This is a genomic window from Kurthia sp. FSL E2-0154 (assembly GCF_038003625.1).
GTDB classification, from domain to species: domain Bacteria; phylum Bacillota; class Bacilli; order Bacillales_A; family Planococcaceae; genus Kurthia; species Kurthia gibsonii.
Genome location: NZ_JBBOPO010000001.1, coordinates 2,207,501 through 2,221,482, shown reverse-complemented (window position 1 = coordinate 2,221,482; position 13,982 = coordinate 2,207,501). Strand labels below are relative to the sequence as shown.

At 38.3% G+C, this 13,982-nt stretch carries 15 protein-coding genes, 10 tRNA genes and 2 rRNA genes (1 of these 27 cut by a window edge); 26 read left to right on the top strand and 1 reads right to left on the bottom strand.

Annotated features, from left to right (window positions below):
- Positions 1-3: 3 nt before the first annotated feature.
- A complete protein-coding gene (locus MHB75_RS10975; protein WP_068450596.1) occupies positions 4-609 on the bottom strand; it encodes a rhomboid family intramembrane serine protease in 606 nt (201 codons plus the stop codon).
- Positions 610-678: 69 nt separating this feature from the next.
- Between MHB75_RS10975 and acpS the strand changes: the two genes are divergently transcribed.
- The 26 genes from acpS to MHB75_RS10845 all read left to right on the top strand — a co-directional run.
- Positions 679-1,044, top strand: a complete 366-nt coding sequence (gene acpS, locus MHB75_RS10970; protein WP_340997678.1) for a holo-ACP synthase — start codon at positions 679-681, stop codon at positions 1,042-1,044.
- Between the two features lie 94 nt (positions 1,045-1,138).
- Positions 1,139-2,257: an alanine racemase gene (alr, locus tag MHB75_RS10965; protein ID WP_445667004.1), complete on the top strand. Its 1,119-nt coding sequence runs from the start codon at positions 1,139-1,141 to the stop codon at positions 2,255-2,257.
- A 148-nt stretch (positions 2,258-2,405) separates the two neighbouring features.
- On the top strand, positions 2,406-2,684 hold the full coding sequence (locus MHB75_RS10960) for a transcriptional regulator (protein ID WP_255314754.1): 279 nt from the start codon (positions 2,406-2,408) through the stop codon (positions 2,682-2,684).
- Between the two features lie 4 nt (positions 2,685-2,688).
- On the top strand, positions 2,689-3,039 hold the full coding sequence (locus MHB75_RS10955) for a type II toxin-antitoxin system PemK/MazF family toxin (RefSeq protein ID WP_068450600.1): 351 nt from the start codon (positions 2,689-2,691) through the stop codon (positions 3,037-3,039).
- A gap of 174 nt (positions 3,040-3,213) precedes the next feature.
- Complete coding sequence (locus MHB75_RS10950) at positions 3,214-4,023, top strand: STAS domain-containing protein (RefSeq protein ID WP_340997676.1); 810 nt, start codon at positions 3,214-3,216, stop codon at positions 4,021-4,023.
- A complete protein-coding gene (locus MHB75_RS10945; RefSeq protein WP_141274057.1) occupies positions 4,023-4,394 on the top strand; it encodes an STAS domain-containing protein in 372 nt (123 codons plus the stop codon). The genes MHB75_RS10950 and MHB75_RS10945 overlap by 1 nt, the downstream gene beginning before the upstream one ends.
- Positions 4,391-4,789 (top strand): anti-sigma regulatory factor, encoded by a 399-nt coding sequence (locus MHB75_RS10940; protein WP_087681120.1) that lies wholly within the window; start codon positions 4,391-4,393, stop codon positions 4,787-4,789. Before MHB75_RS10945 ends, MHB75_RS10940 begins: the two co-directional genes overlap by 4 nt.
- A 15-nt stretch (positions 4,790-4,804) precedes the next feature.
- A complete protein-coding gene (locus tag MHB75_RS10935; RefSeq protein ID WP_285215492.1) occupies positions 4,805-5,824 on the top strand; it encodes a PP2C family protein-serine/threonine phosphatase in 1,020 nt (339 codons plus the stop codon).
- A gap of 73 nt (positions 5,825-5,897) precedes the next feature.
- Positions 5,898-6,239, top strand: a complete 342-nt coding sequence (locus MHB75_RS10930) for an anti-sigma factor antagonist (protein WP_141274059.1) — start codon at positions 5,898-5,900, stop codon at positions 6,237-6,239.
- On the top strand, positions 6,226-6,696 hold the full coding sequence (gene rsbW, locus MHB75_RS10925) for an anti-sigma B factor RsbW (RefSeq protein WP_068450608.1): 471 nt from the start codon (positions 6,226-6,228) through the stop codon (positions 6,694-6,696). The genes MHB75_RS10930 and rsbW overlap by 14 nt, the downstream gene beginning before the upstream one ends.
- Positions 6,674-7,453 carry an RNA polymerase sigma factor SigB gene (gene sigB, locus MHB75_RS10920; protein WP_068450609.1) on the top strand — a complete coding sequence of 260 codons (780 nt, stop codon included), beginning with the start codon at positions 6,674-6,676 and terminating at the stop codon, positions 7,451-7,453. Before rsbW ends, sigB begins: the two co-directional genes overlap by 23 nt.
- 2 nt (positions 7,454-7,455) lie before the next feature.
- Positions 7,456-8,055 (top strand): SpoIIE family protein phosphatase, encoded by a 600-nt coding sequence (locus MHB75_RS10915; RefSeq protein WP_285215491.1) that lies wholly within the window; start codon positions 7,456-7,458, stop codon positions 8,053-8,055.
- A gap of 57 nt (positions 8,056-8,112) precedes the next feature.
- Positions 8,113-10,266 carry a Tex family protein gene (locus MHB75_RS10910; RefSeq protein ID WP_340997671.1) on the top strand — a complete coding sequence of 718 codons (2,154 nt, stop codon included), beginning with the start codon at positions 8,113-8,115 and terminating at the stop codon, positions 10,264-10,266.
- Between the two features lie 73 nt (positions 10,267-10,339).
- On the top strand, positions 10,340-10,774 hold the full coding sequence (locus MHB75_RS10905; RefSeq protein ID WP_141274062.1) for a SprT family protein: 435 nt from the start codon (positions 10,340-10,342) through the stop codon (positions 10,772-10,774).
- Positions 10,775-10,867: 93 nt separating this feature from the next.
- Positions 10,868-10,944: transfer RNA gene (locus MHB75_RS10900), tRNA-Asn, on the top strand.
- Between the two features lies 1 nt (position 10,945).
- A tRNA-Glu gene (locus tag MHB75_RS10895) sits at positions 10,946-11,020 on the top strand.
- Positions 11,021-11,030: 10 nt separating this feature from the next.
- A tRNA-Asp gene (locus tag MHB75_RS10890) sits at positions 11,031-11,107 on the top strand.
- An 18-nt stretch (positions 11,108-11,125) separates the two neighbouring features.
- Positions 11,126-11,200, top strand: a tRNA-Gln gene (locus MHB75_RS10885).
- A 15-nt stretch (positions 11,201-11,215) separates the two neighbouring features.
- Positions 11,216-11,291 (top strand) — tRNA-Lys (locus tag MHB75_RS10880).
- Between the two features lie 72 nt (positions 11,292-11,363).
- A tRNA-Leu gene (locus tag MHB75_RS10875) sits at positions 11,364-11,449 on the top strand.
- Between the two features lie 31 nt (positions 11,450-11,480).
- Positions 11,481-11,557, top strand: a tRNA-Arg gene (locus MHB75_RS10870).
- 3 nt (positions 11,558-11,560) lie between these two features.
- A tRNA-Gly gene (locus MHB75_RS10865) sits at positions 11,561-11,634 on the top strand.
- A gap of 119 nt (positions 11,635-11,753) precedes the next feature.
- A 16S ribosomal RNA gene (locus tag MHB75_RS10860) occupies positions 11,754-13,301 on the top strand.
- An 89-nt stretch (positions 13,302-13,390) separates the two neighbouring features.
- A tRNA-Ile gene (locus MHB75_RS10855) sits at positions 13,391-13,467 on the top strand.
- A 22-nt stretch (positions 13,468-13,489) separates the two neighbouring features.
- A tRNA-Ala gene (locus MHB75_RS10850) sits at positions 13,490-13,565 on the top strand.
- A gap of 238 nt (positions 13,566-13,803) precedes the next feature.
- Positions 13,804-13,982, top strand: a 23S ribosomal RNA gene (locus MHB75_RS10845); it runs 2,751 nt beyond the window's last position.
- The 16S and 23S rRNA genes sit together here with 10 tRNA genes alongside, the layout of an rRNA operon.

The following is a 13,982-nucleotide window of genomic DNA, read 5'->3' as shown; positions in this document are numbered from 1 at the left end:
TTTTTATTTTTCTCTAAAACGACGGATACGTTTTGGTGTAAATTGGAACATTCCCAAAATAAAACCGACAGCTAATCCAACTAAGTGAGCTGTAATATTAATGTTTGATTGGACGAATGTCATAATAACAGAAATTGCGACTAAAGGAATGATTAATTGTTTTAGTTGCGGTAAAATTTTGCGCGTGTGATATACCAATGCTAAGTAAGCGCCAAAAATACCAAAGATTGCACCGCTTGCACCAAGTGAAGCATAGTTTAGTGGCTCAACAACATAGGTTGCAACATTTGCCAGTAAACCTGAGATGAAATAGATGGAGAAGAATCGTAACTTACCGGCTAATTGCTCTAACTCAGGACCGAATACATATAAACCAAACATGTTGAAAAGTAAGTGTAAGAAGCCACCATGTAAAAACATGGCTGTAATAAGTCGCCAATACTCACCTTGAGAGATGGAATAATTATATGCGATACCAAGAGCATATAGATTGTTTCCTATACCTGGAATCAAACCAAGTAGATATACGACCAAGTTCATACCGATTAAAACAGAAATTACGGGGTACTTTTTAATATAAAGTGAAAGATTTTCAGTTCGATTAAACATTTTGTCACCTCATCGTGTAATATAAATATTATACATGGAACAGTTCGTAGAGAGAAGGGAGAAGCGAAGATGATTAAAGGAATTGGCTTGGATATAGTTGAAATTGCACGTATTCAAAAATCAAATGATCTAAGCCCTAAGTTTAAAATGCGTATTTTAACAGAGCGTGAAATGGCTATTTTTGAGCAATTAAAAACAAGAAGACAACTTGAGTTTTTAGCTGGGCGTTTTTCAGCAAAAGAGGCTTATTCAAAAGCGAATGGCACAGGGTTAGGACGAGATTGTAAGTTACACGATATTGAAATATTGCCAAATGAAAAAGGACAACCTATTCTTTATTTCAAGCAACAAAAAGTAGATGGATTAGTTAGTATCACACATTCGAAAGAATATGCTGCTGCTCAAGTCATTTTAATGGAAAGAAATTCACAATAAATGGTTATTTTCTGAAAAAGTAGGGTAAACAAAGAATGTTGGTATATACATTCTTTACCTTAGTACGAATAAAAAATAAAAAGAGGTAATGAACATGACACATTTTAGACCAACAACAGCTCATGTTGATCTGACAGCTATACAAAAAAATATTAAAGGGTTACGAAATCACTTACATACAGACGCTGAAATTATTGCAGTTGTGAAAGCAAATGCATATGGACATGGAGATGTAGAAGTCTCAAAAGCAGCGATTGAAGCAGGGGTTACGATGTTAGCAGTTGCTACGCCAGATGAAGCTTTACACCTTAGAGAAGTGTTTTCAAAAATACCGATTTTAGTATTAGGCGCCGTACCCGTTTCGTTTATTCCATTTGCAGCGAAAGAGCATATTACACTAACAGTCTTTTCAATGGATTGGTTAGGAGCGGCGAAAGAACAATTTTCAACTTTAGACGTTCCTGTTAAAGTACATATGAAAGTTGATAGTGGGATGGGAAGAATTGGCGTGCGAAATGAACAAGAGATGCTCGCACTATATCATGGTATTCAATCATCCCCCCAGTTTGAACTTGATGGTGTTTTCACGCATTTTGCAACAGCAGACGAGGAAGACTCTACATACTATGACCAACAAAAAGATGTGTTTATACACTTAGTCAATCAATTACCAACCAAACCTCGTTTAGTTCATGCAGCAAACACAGCAGCTTCTTTAACAAAAGACCATGTAGAGTTTGATGCAGTTCGCTTTGGTATCTCTATGTATGGCTTACTACCTTCAAGTTATGTAGGAGAACATCTACCTTTTACAATTCATCCAGCACTTCAACTTGAAACAGAGATTGTTCACGTGAAACAATTGAAAAAGGGTGAACACGTAGGATACGGTGCAACCTATGAAGCGCAAGAAGATGGTGAATGGATTGCAACTTTACCAATTGGTTATGCTGATGGTGTGTTACGTGGTTTACAAGGGCAAGAAGTTCTTGTAGGCGGTGTTCGCGTACCAATCGTAGGTAGAATTTGTATGGATCAGTTAATGGTTCGATTACCTCATAGTTTCCCATTAAGTGAAAAAGTAGTTTTGATTGGTAAACAAGGAACAGACCAAATTACGATGCAAGAATGGGCAGATCGCCTTCATACAATTCCATATGAAATAGCATGTATACTGACTGCACGCGTGCCGAGAGTTTATTATAAAGAATGATAAAAAAATGTTATAAATTTAGAGAAATCTATTTTTTTATGGCATAACTCTTAGAAAAGACCTTTCCTTTCTATTGCTAGAATGATAAGATTGTTCTAACATAGAAAATTTCGATATGATAAAAGGGAACTTTTTGGAGGTGCGAGCTGTGGTTCAAAACAGTATAAATGAAACGATTCTACCGAAATCATCAAATATAGTTACAGAGAACATCGAGCAAGCTTATCAACAATCTATTATGTCTGAACAAAATTTATATGTACCAACGAAACGATATAAAAAGATGACTCATAAAAATGATATACGAGAAGCTATGGTTAAGGGATATGCCGAAATGTCTCAAATTAACTTAACTATATGTAGCGAATGTCTACATTTAGAATATGAAGCAGAACATATGGTGGAGCGACTCGTTTGCGGAGGATGACAATTTGAATGTAAAACGTGGAGACGTTTTTTTTGCTGACTTATCACCAGTAGTGGGATCAGAACAAGGCGGTACTCGACCAGTTTTGGTAATTCAAAACGATATCGGGAATCGCTTTAGTCCTACGGTGATTATCGCAGCAATTACAGCGCAAATTCAAAAAGCAAAGTTACCAACCCATGTCGAAATTGATGCAAAGAAATACGGATTTGAACGAGATTCAGTTATTTTATTAGAACAACTACGTACGATTGATAAATCACGTTTGACTGACAAAATTACACAACTGGATCAGCCACTGATGAAAGAAGTAGAAGATGCTTTGGCTATTAGTTTAGGGTTATTAAAATTTTAAAAGCTATACATAGAGTGAAAACATCAGGTTTTTTAATCTGGTGTTTTTAATTTCTTAAAAATGGTAATAGTATTAGTGGTGCTTTCTCGATTTTTATAAAACAAGGAATAAAAAGTGAATAAATGTAAGATTTGAGATACAATTGCATATATAACAGATAGGGAGGGGTATTGATTGGAAAAAGCCACGATTCGATTTTTAAAAAATCATTTACAAGAAGTTGAAGATGTTTGGCAAGAACAATTAAGGGCTGATGAGTCAGAGATGGCTACGGGTAGTCTTCAAGAAGAATTATTTGAAAAGATGCTAGAGCAAACGATGAGATACATCAGAAATTTTTTGAATCATTTAGATATCCAAAAATTTGTCCGAGAATTAGGAACACTTAATAGAACAGCTGTCCAATTATTTCCCTTTATCGAGGCTTTTGAAACGAGTACATATTATGTATTGCGGAATCAAAAAGATAAAAAGCCAGCAGAGTCAATGGAGATTTTGCAATATTTACGTAAAATAGTTCATTCTCTATCTATAGAATTATTAAAGTATGAACAAGAACGCTATAATAAAATTATTCATTTACAAAAAATTGCCTTACAGGAACTATCTACACCCATTATTCCTGTATTTGATCGCGTAATTGTCATTCCAATTATTGGTGCTATTGATAGAGATCGAGCAAAGCAAATTATGGAAAATGTTTTACATGCAGTTGTATCGAATAAATCAGAAGTTGTACTAATTGATATTACCGGTTTGCTAGTTCTTGATACAGTGGTAGCTCATCATTTAATAGAAGTCGTAAATGCTATTCATATTGTAGGTGGTAAAAGTATGTTAGTAGGAATCCGGCCTGAAATTGCGCAAACGATTGTCCAGTTGGGTGTTGATTTATCAGATGTCACGACATTGGGAACACTTCAAGAAGGAATAGAGAAAGCACTAGAAGAGACAAATCGATGCATTCGTGAGGTGATTCATTAATGGTGCTAAACATCCCAATTTTAAAATTACAAGATTGTCTAATTGTATCGATTCAATCAGAATTAGATGATCCTACAGCTATGCAATTTCAAACGGATCTTTTACAAAAGTTGAGTGAAGTAAAAGCTAGAGGAGTTGTAATTGACTTAAGTTGTATTGAATTTATTGATTCCTTTATTGCTCGTATTTTGGGCGACATTATTCGTATGACCTCCTTGATGGGAGCAAAAGTAACAATTACTGGTATTCAACCTAGTATAGCTATTACACTGGTGGAGTTAGGAATTTATTTGAAAGACGTTATTACAGCACTTGATTTAGAAGGTGGTCTTACGAAACTCCAGAAAGCGCTGGGGGGCAGAAAGATATGAGTGAATCTTTTGTTGAAATATTAACAGAGTGGGATATTGTTGAGGCACGTCAGCTTGGAAGAAACGAAGCGAAGCGTATTGGATTTGGCGCGGTAGACCAGGCGCGTATTACGACTGCGATTAGTGAATTAGCACGAAATATCTATTTATATGCAGATAAAGGCCGAATACTGATTGAAACAATTGATATGAGCGGTACAAAAGGGATTAAAATTGTTGCACAAGATGAAGGACCAGGTATTGAAGATATTCGTCTTGTCATGCAAGACGGTTATTCAACTTCTCAAGGTCTAGGTGCTGGTTTGCCAGGTGTGCGCAGATTAATGGATGAATTTGACATTCAAACGACCGTCAATGAAGGAACAATTGTGAGAATCATTAAATGGCTCCGATGAGGAAGTGATGAGTGCATGACAAATGAAATAAAAAAACAGTACACAATGCTTCTAGGACAATATTTACAGTATCAAACTGAGCGTAATTTATATTTAGGTCAAAACTTTAGCAGGCGTTTGGTACAAAAAGATATTACACCAGAAGAAGTAATTAGTATTCATAAAGATTCTCTTGCGGAAATTTATGAAGGTAGTGAAGAGTTTACGGATGGTATGAAAAATGCTTTGGACTTTTTAACTGAATTTATGATTCAATATGGTTTAGCTTTACGTGAACATAAAATTTTGTTGAAGAACCAGGAAGAAATGGATCATGAACTAGAACTTGCTGCGAATGTTCAAAAGACAATGTTAAAAACGACGATTCCAACAATTGATGGTCTTTCTATTGGGAGTATCTCTGTTCCAGCTCGAAAAATGAATGGAGATTATATCTATTACCAAGGAGATTCCAAACGTTTTGTCGGAGTAGGTGTCGCGGATGTAGTAGGAAAAGGTATTCCGGCTGCACTTTGTATGTCTATGGTTAAGAATGGTTTAGATACACTTGGGCAGCCGAGTATCAGCCCCTCTTATGCTATGGATGTTTTAAATCGCATTGTAGAAAAAACTGTAGATGATAATATGTTCATTTCCATGTTTTATGGACGATATGATGTCGTGCAATCTACATTTACTTATTGCTCAGCTGGACATGAACCTGCATTATTGTATCGTGCAAAAGATGGTAAATTTATTGAACTAGAGTCTGAAGGTCTATTATTAGGCGTATTACCTGATGTTCATAACCAAGAGAGAAGTGTACAGTTGGCAAAAGGCGATATGGTAATTATTATGACAGATGGTGTAACTGAATGTAGGGTGGACGATCGGTTTTTAGAAAAGTCTGAATTAACCGATTTGATTTTTAAACATAAAGACAAAATACCACAGCAATTAGCAGAGGCTATTTTCCATGAGATTGAAAAATTATCACAGTTCCAAAATCTTGCAGATGACCTAACTTTTGTTGTATTGAAAAAAGAAGATGATTAGCCTATGTTTAAGATGTTTAAAAAAAAGGTATTCAGTATTAATAGACTGTTATAAAAAATTGGGGTGCTAAAATATGAATTTTAAAATAGAGATTAATAAAGAGGAAAATAAGGTGTTAAGTATGGTGAGTGGAGAAGTTGACGCTTTCACTGCTCCGAGTTTAAGAGAAGAATTATTAGCTGTTGATATTCAAGAGGATATGCTAGTTGAATTGAATTTGTCAGAAGTAAGTTATATGGACAGTACAGGACTAGGTGTCATTGTAGCTTTCTACAAAAATGTAACAGCAAATAAAGGAAGACTTGTTTTGGTAGGGCTATCTCAACGTTTACAAAGATTGTTTGACATTACAGGTCTTAGCGGAGTAATCCATATAGAGAAAGAAGGGGCTGTGAACGACCATGAGAGAATTTGATTATTTCGAAATGAGAGTACCATCGAAAACTCAATATGTAGGAATAACTAGATTGGCAATTTCAGGATTAGCAAACCGAATTGGGTTTTCATACGATGACATTGAAGATATTAAGATTGCTTCAAGTGAAGCAATTACGAATGCAATTCAACATGCTTATCCAGAAGCAGAACAAGGTGAGGTAGTTGTTGGTTGTGCTATATATACTGATAAAATTGAAATTATGATTGCTGATTACGGTAAGAGCTTTGATTTTGAAGAAGTTAGAGAAAAAGTAGGACCTTACGACGAAGAAACAAACGCAGAATTTATAAGAGAAGGTGGCCTCGGCCTATTTTTAATCGAAAGCTTAATGGATGAAGTAAAAGTCTTAAATGACAACGGTGTTACAGTTTTCATGACAAAATATGTTGCACGAGAGCAGGTGAAGGAGCATGTGGAAACGGACACCTTCTAAATCTGCTTCTAAGGAACAAGTATTAGAATGGATCCAAAAGTATCAAGAAAATGAAGATGATGATGCACAAACGAATTTGGTATTACATTATCAATATTTAGTAGAATCAATTGCGCGAAAATATTCCAATGGACGTTCCTATCATGATGATATTGTTCAAGTAGGTATGCTAGGTTTACTAGGAGCAATAAGACGTTTTGATCCAGACTTTGGAAGAAGTTTCGAAGCTTTTGCGGTGCCTACGATTATTGGTGAAATTAAGCGTTTCTTACGAGATAAAACTTGGGATGTTCATGTTCCTAGAAGAATCAAAGAATTAGGCCCAAGAATTAAATCGACCGTTGAATTACTAACAACTGAATTGCAGCGTTCGCCAAAAGTTTCAGAAGTTGCTGAACGATTAGAAGTAACAGAAGAAGAAGTGTTAGAAGCGATGGAGATGAGTCGAAGTTATCAGGCTCTTTCGATGGATCATTCAATCGAGTCTGATTCAGATGGTAGTACGGTTACATTATTTGATGTAGTTGGAAGAGAAGATGAAGAGTACGAAAAAACTAATCGAAGAATGATTGTAGCAGATGCAATGAGCGTCCTTTCAGAACGTGAAAAGCAAATCATTCAATTAACTTATTTAGAACAATTAAGTCAAAAAGAAGCTGGTGAAAGATTGGGGATATCTCAAATGCATGTTTCACGACTTCAAAGAAAGGCCATAAAAAAATTACAACAAGCAATTATTTCTTCTGGGGGTGTCTAATTATGCAGACAGAAGGTAGAAATAATTTTATGCATTATACAACGATGATTCGAGCTAAAAATGATGCTACTATTAGTGGTGATGCATTGACTGTTAAATTATTTGAGAACATTTGTATTTTAGCAATAGCAGATGGTCTGGGTAGCGGTACTGAAGCAAATGCTTCAGCTACCGTTGTTATTAAAGAATTAGAAGAAAATCCCGAATTAGAATTAAGTGAATTGCTTAGGCGTAGTGATTTAAAAATGTTAGGGTTACGCGGCGCTGTGGCTGCTGTCATGCGAATTTGTTTTCAACGAAACCATATTCAATTTGCGAGTATTGGAAACATTTCTTGTTATATATTTCGACCTAGTGAAGGTAAGGTAATTTATCCGAGACAGATGAGAGGTTATCTTTCAGGACGGACTCAACATTTTGTTGTACAAGCGTTAGAGTATAAAAAAGGAGATTTTTTCTTATTACATACGGATGGGATAGAAATCACAGATATTCGAAGCCTACTTTTAGAGAATGAATTTATTAAATTGCAGCAAGTACAATCATCTTATTTAACCTTAAAAAACGATGATGCAAGTTTAATCGCAGCACGCCTATTCTAAGTAGAATAGGCTTTTTTTTATGTATTTTGATACACTACTAATATTGGAGGGATTCAAATGGAACGAGTAACTATGAATAAATTAATAGCGCAAGAGTTAAATATTAAACCACAACAAGTGAATCAAGTAATTGAATTATTAGAAGAAGGAAATACAGTTCCTTTTATTGCACGTTATCGTAAAGAAGTAACAGGCTCTTTAGATGAAGTACAAATTAAAAATATAGAAGATCGTCACCATTACATTCAACAACTTGAACAAAGAAAAGAAGAAGTGGTACGGTTAATAAATGAGCAGCAAAAATTAACACCTGAACTTGAAAAATCAATACGTGATGCTACTGTGTTGAAGAAGGTAGAAGATTTATATCGTCCATACAAACAAAAACGAAAAACAAAAGCGACAGTCGCAAAAGCAAAAGGTCTAGAACCTTTTGCAGAATGGTTACTTACACAATCGAATGAATCACCTATTAAATATGCGAAACAGTTTATAACTGAAGAGGTAGTGACAGTAGAAGATGCTTTGCAAGGAGCTTGTGATATTTTAGCAGAGCAGTTTGCGGATGAACCAACTATTCGTGAACAAATTCGAAAAATCACATGGCAAGATGGTGTGATTCGCACTACAGTAAAAGATGCTACTCAAGATGAAAAAAGCGTTTTTGAGATTTACTATGATTATGAAGAACCACTAAAAAAAGTAGTACCACATCGTATTTTAGCGATGAATCGTGGTGAAAAAGAAGAAATTTTAAAAGTGGGCATACACGTAGAACCTGTAAAGATTCATACGGCTATGCGAAATAAATGGTTAAAACCAAAAACGTCACCGGCACATGCGTATTTAGAAGAAGTAATTGCAGATAGTTATAAAAGATTACTTGCACCTTCTATTGAAAGAGAAGTGAGAAGTGAATTAACAGAGAAAGCTGAGAATCAAGCGATTCATATCTTCTCTGAAAATCTTCGTAACTTATTATTACAACCGCCAATGAAAGGTAAATATGTATTAGGTTTAGATCCTGCTTATCGTACAGGTTGTAAATTAGCAGTGGTAGATGATACAGGGAAGTTTTTAGACCTATCGGTAATCTATCCACATCCACCTAAAGCAAAACCAGAAGAAGCTAAAAATACATTACTTCAACTATTAAATAAATATCCGATTGATATTATTGCGATTGGTAATGGTACGGCATCACGTGAGTCAGAAGCATTCGTAGCAGAAGTATTAAAAGAAGCTTCAAGTAATACGGCATATGTCATTGTGAATGAGGCAGGAGCAAGTGTGTACTCTGCTTCTGAGGTAGCGCGTGACGAGTTCCCTGATTTACAAGTAGAGCAAAGAAGTGCGATTTCAATTGCGCGTCGTTTGCAAGATCCGTTAGCAGAACTGGTTAAGATTGAACCAAAGGCAGTTGGAGTAGGGCAGTATCAACATGATGTATCACAAAAGAAGCTAGTATCTTCTCTTGATTTTGTTGTCGAAACAGCTGTAAACCAAGTAGGTGTGGATGTCAATACAGCTTCTTCATCACTATTACAACATATTTCTGGGTTGTCAAAGACGGTAGCAGAGAACATTGTGCGTGTAAGAAGTGACCAAGGTAAATTTACTGCACGTACACAATTGAAGAAGATTCCACGTCTTGGTGCAAAAACGTATGAACAGGCGATTGGTTTTTTACGTATTTCAGATGCGAAAAACCCTTTAGACGGTACAGGGATTCATCCAGAGAGTTATGCATTAGCTAAATCTATTTTAGAAGTAGCAGGGCTAACAGTAAAACAGATTGGAACAAAAGAAGCCGAAGAAGCGATTTCACATTTTACAATCGCTGAACTATCAGAGCGTTTTAATGTGGGTGAGATTACGGTTAAAGATGTAATTGATATGTTAATGAAGCCATCGCGTGACCCGCGTGATGCTTTTCCGCAACCATTACTGAAGCAAGATGTTTTAAAAATGGAAGACTTAAAGGCAGGGATGGAGCTACAAGGGACTGTCCGAAATGTTGTAGACTTTGGTGCCTTCGTAGATATTGGTGTGAAGCAAGATGGTTTAGTTCATATTTCAAAATTGAAAAAAGGTTTTGTAAAACATCCTTTAGACGTTGTAGCACTTGGTGATATTGTAACTGTCTATGTAGATCAAGTAGATGAGAAAAAAGGACGCGTATCATTAACCATGATTGTGCCTGAAAAATAAGTTATACTATAAGAGTAAGAGTGAAGAAGGCTATATGCTTATTCATTCTTATTTTTTTATGGAGGAAATGAATATGAATTATGAACAATTAACTTTATGGGTACAAGAAGTTTCAATGACATACTTTAAAAAACCATTTCGACATCAAGCTGTATTTAATAAACGCCTTCGAACAACGGGAGGACGTTATTTATTACAAACACATAATATTGAGATTAATCCAAAGTATTTAGAAGTGTATGGAGAGCGAGAAGTAGAAGGAATCATTAAACACGAACTTTGTCATTATCATTTACATATAGAAGGAAAAGGGTATCGACACAGAGATTTAGATTTTAAAATGTTATTGAAACAAACAGGTTCACCAAGATATTGTCGCCCAATCACAACATCGAAGTGGCTATATATTTGTGAAAGCTGTCATCAAAACTATCCTAGAATGAGAAAGATAAATATTCAAAAATACTGTTGTAGCAAGTGTTCAGGAAGAATATATTTAAAAAAATAACTTTTTTTGAAAAAGTAGTTGACGTTTTGAGGAAAGGTCTTTATAATAGTAAAAGTCGACAAGATGATACGCACTTGAACGACATCATATTACTCCGTTGTAGCTCAGTTGGTAGTAGCATCTGACTGTTAATCAGAGGGTCGCAGGTTCGAGTCCTGCCAACGGAGCCATGGCCCCTTGGTCAAGCGGTTAAGACACCGCCCTTTCACGGCGGTAACACGGGTTCGAATCCCGTAGGGGTCACCATTTAAATATTGGTCCGGTAGTTCAGCTGGTTAGAATGCCTGCCTGTCACGCAGGAGGTCGCGGGTTCGAGTCCCGTCCGGACCGCCATTTAAATAAATTCAATATTGGGGTATAGCCAAGCGGTAAGGCAACGGATTTTGATTCCGTCATGCCCTGGTTCGAATCCAGGTACCCCAGCCATTTTTATTTCACCACGAGTCATTAGCTCAGTTGGTAGAGCATCTGACTTTTAATCAGAGGGTCGCAGGTTCGAATCCTGCATGACTCACCATTTTCTTTTGAAAAGTTATTGACATATAACATTTAAGTTGATATGATATTCTAGTAACTCGAATTTGAAGATGCGGCCGTGGCGGAATGGCAGACGCGCTAGGTTGAGGGCCTAGTCGAGGTAACTCGGTGGAGGTTCAAGTCCTCTCGACCGCACCAAAACATTTTAAAACAATATAATTTATTTTATGCGCCCGTAGCTCAATTGGATAGAGCGTCTGACTACGGATCAGAAGGTTGTGGATTCGACTTCTGCCGGGCGCACCATATGCGGGTGTAGTTTAGTGGTAAAACCACAGCCTTCCAAGCTGTTGTCGGGAGTTCGATTCTCCTCACCCGCTCCATGAACCTTGAAAACTAAACAAGCAAGAAGATAATCACAAACAAGTCTTATCACATTAAGTGAATAAGCAATTGTTATCAAAAGATAACGCTAGCAAAGCAAATGAGCTTTCAAACTACTTTTATGGAGAGTTTGATCCTGGCTCAGGACGAACGCTGGCGGCGTGCCTAATACATGCAAGTCGAGCGAATGACGAGAAGCTTGCTTCTCTGATTTAGCGGCGGACGGGTGAGTAACACGTGGGCAACCTGCCCTACAGATTGGGATAACTCAGGGAAACCTGGGCTAATACCGAATAATCCTTCGAATCACATGTTTTGAAGTTGAAAGGCGCTTCGGCGTCACTGTAGGATGGGCCCGCGGTGCATTAGCTAGTTGGTGGGGTAACGGCCTACCAAGGCAACGATGCATAGCCGACCTGAGAGGGTGATCGGCCACATTGGGACTGAGACACGGCCCAAACTCCTACGGGAGGCAGCAGTAGGGAATCTTCCACAATGGACGAAAGTCTGATGGAGCAACGCCGCGTGAGTGATGAAGGTTTTCGGATCGTAAAACTCTGTTGTAAGGGAAGAACAAGTACGTTAGGAAATGAACGTACCTTGACGGTACCTTATTAGAAAGCCACGGCTAACTACGTGCCAGCAGCCGCGGTAATACGTAGGTGGCAAGCGTTGTCCGGATTTATTGGGCGTAAAGCGCGCGCAGGTGGTTTCTTAAGTCTGATGTGAAAGCCCACGGCTCAACCGTGGAGGGTCATTGGAAACTGGGGAACTTGAGTGCAGAAGAGGATAGTGGAATTCCAAGTGTAGCGGTGAAATGCGTAGAGATTTGGAGGAACACCAGTGGCGAAGGCGACTGTCTGGTCTGTAACTGACACTGAGGCGCGAAAGCGTGGGGAGCAAACAGGATTAGATACCCTGGTAGTCCACGCCGTAAACGATGAGTGCTAAGTGTTAGGGGGTTTCCGCCCCTTAGTGCTGCAGCTAACGCATTAAGCACTCCGCCTGGGGAGTACGACCGCAAGGTTGAAACTCAAAGGAATTGACGGGGGCCCGCACAAGCGGTGGAGCATGTGGTTTAATTCGAAGCAACGCGAAGAACCTTACCAGGTCTTGACATCCCAATGACCGTCCTAGAGATAGGATTTTCCCTTCGGGGACATTGGTGACAGGTGGTGCATGGTTGTCGTCAGCTCGTGTCGTGAGATGTTGGGTTAAGTCCCGCAACGAGCGCAACCCTTATTCTTAGTTGCCATCATTTAGTTGGGCACTCTAAGGAGACTGCCGGTGACAAACCGGAGGAAGGTGGGGATGACGTCAAATCATCATGCCCCTTATGACCTGGGCTACACACGTGCTACAATGGACGATACAAAGAGTCGCAAACTCGCGAGGGTAAGCTAATCTCATAAAATCGTTCTCAGTTCGGATTGTAGGCTGCAACTCGCCTGCATGAAGCCGGAATCGCTAGTAATCGCGGATCAGCATGCCGCGGTGAATACGTTCCCGGGCCTTGTACACACCGCCCGTCACACCACGAGAGTTTGTAACACCCGAAGTCGGTGGGGTAACCGTAAGGAGCCAGCCGCCTAAGGTGGGATAGATGATTGGGGTGAAGTCGTAACAAGGTAGCCGTATCGGAAGGTGCGGCTGGATCACCTCCTTTCTAAGGAATATAACGGAAAAGACCTTGGGTCTTATACAGATTATCTTACTTGCTGTTTAGTTTTGAAGGCTCATGAAACCTTTTAAAATGGGCCTATAGCTCAGCTGGTTAGAGCGCACGCCTGATAAGCGTGAGGTCGATGGTTCGAGTCCATTTAGGCCCACCATTTTAGATCTTATACCCGTAATGGGGCCTTAGCTCAGCTGGGAGAGCGCCTGCCTTGCACGCAGGAGGTCAGCGGTTCGATCCCGCTAGGCTCCACCAAATTGTTCTTTGAAAACTGGATAAAACGACATTGAAAGTAACACAAACACAAATTTCTTTTATAGATTTTGAATTATTAAGTTTTAATTTTTTAGGCTTAATGACTTATGTGAAAATTATTTCAAGATGCAAGTAAGACGCGAAAGCAAACGCAGTGAGAAGCGGAGTGTACATACGTACATGAGCATTCGAACAAGTGTAGCTGACAAAGTATTACGCAGCAGATTGGAATCAATTAGGTTAAGTTATTAAGGGCGCATGGCGGATGCCTTGGCACTAGAAGCCGATGAAGGACGGCACTAACACCGATATGCTTCGGGGAGCTGTAAGTAAGCTTTGATCCGGAGATTTCCGAATGGGGGAACCCACTGTTTTTAATCGAACAGTATCCTAACGTGAATTCATAGCGTTTTGATG

Bases quoted from the DNA above. Each gene is read 5' to 3' on its own strand.
- MHB75_RS10975 (WP_068450596.1), bottom strand. From the start codon at position 609: ATGTTTAATCGAACTGAAAATCTTTCACTTTATATTAAAAAGTACCCC.
- acpS (WP_340997678.1), top strand. From the start codon at position 679: ATGATTAAAGGAATTGGCTTGGATATAGTTGAAATTGCACGTATTCAA.
- alr (WP_445667004.1), top strand. From the start codon at position 1,139: ATGACACATTTTAGACCAACAACAGCTCATGTTGATCTGACAGCTATA.
- MHB75_RS10945 (WP_141274057.1), top strand. From the start codon at position 4,023: ATGGTGCTAAACATCCCAATTTTAAAATTACAAGATTGTCTAATTGTA.
- MHB75_RS10940 (WP_087681120.1), top strand. From the start codon at position 4,391: ATGAGTGAATCTTTTGTTGAAATATTAACAGAGTGGGATATTGTTGAG.
- MHB75_RS10935 (WP_285215492.1), top strand. From the start codon at position 4,805: ATGACAAATGAAATAAAAAAACAGTACACAATGCTTCTAGGACAATAT.
- MHB75_RS10930 (WP_141274059.1), top strand. From the start codon at position 5,898: ATGAATTTTAAAATAGAGATTAATAAAGAGGAAAATAAGGTGTTAAGT.
- rsbW (WP_068450608.1), top strand. From the start codon at position 6,226: ATGAGAGAATTTGATTATTTCGAAATGAGAGTACCATCGAAAACTCAA.
- sigB (WP_068450609.1), top strand. From the start codon at position 6,674: ATGTGGAAACGGACACCTTCTAAATCTGCTTCTAAGGAACAAGTATTA.
- MHB75_RS10915 (WP_285215491.1), top strand. From the start codon at position 7,456: ATGCAGACAGAAGGTAGAAATAATTTTATGCATTATACAACGATGATT.
- MHB75_RS10910 (WP_340997671.1), top strand. From the start codon at position 8,113: ATGGAACGAGTAACTATGAATAAATTAATAGCGCAAGAGTTAAATATT.
- MHB75_RS10905 (WP_141274062.1), top strand. From the start codon at position 10,340: ATGAATTATGAACAATTAACTTTATGGGTACAAGAAGTTTCAATGACA.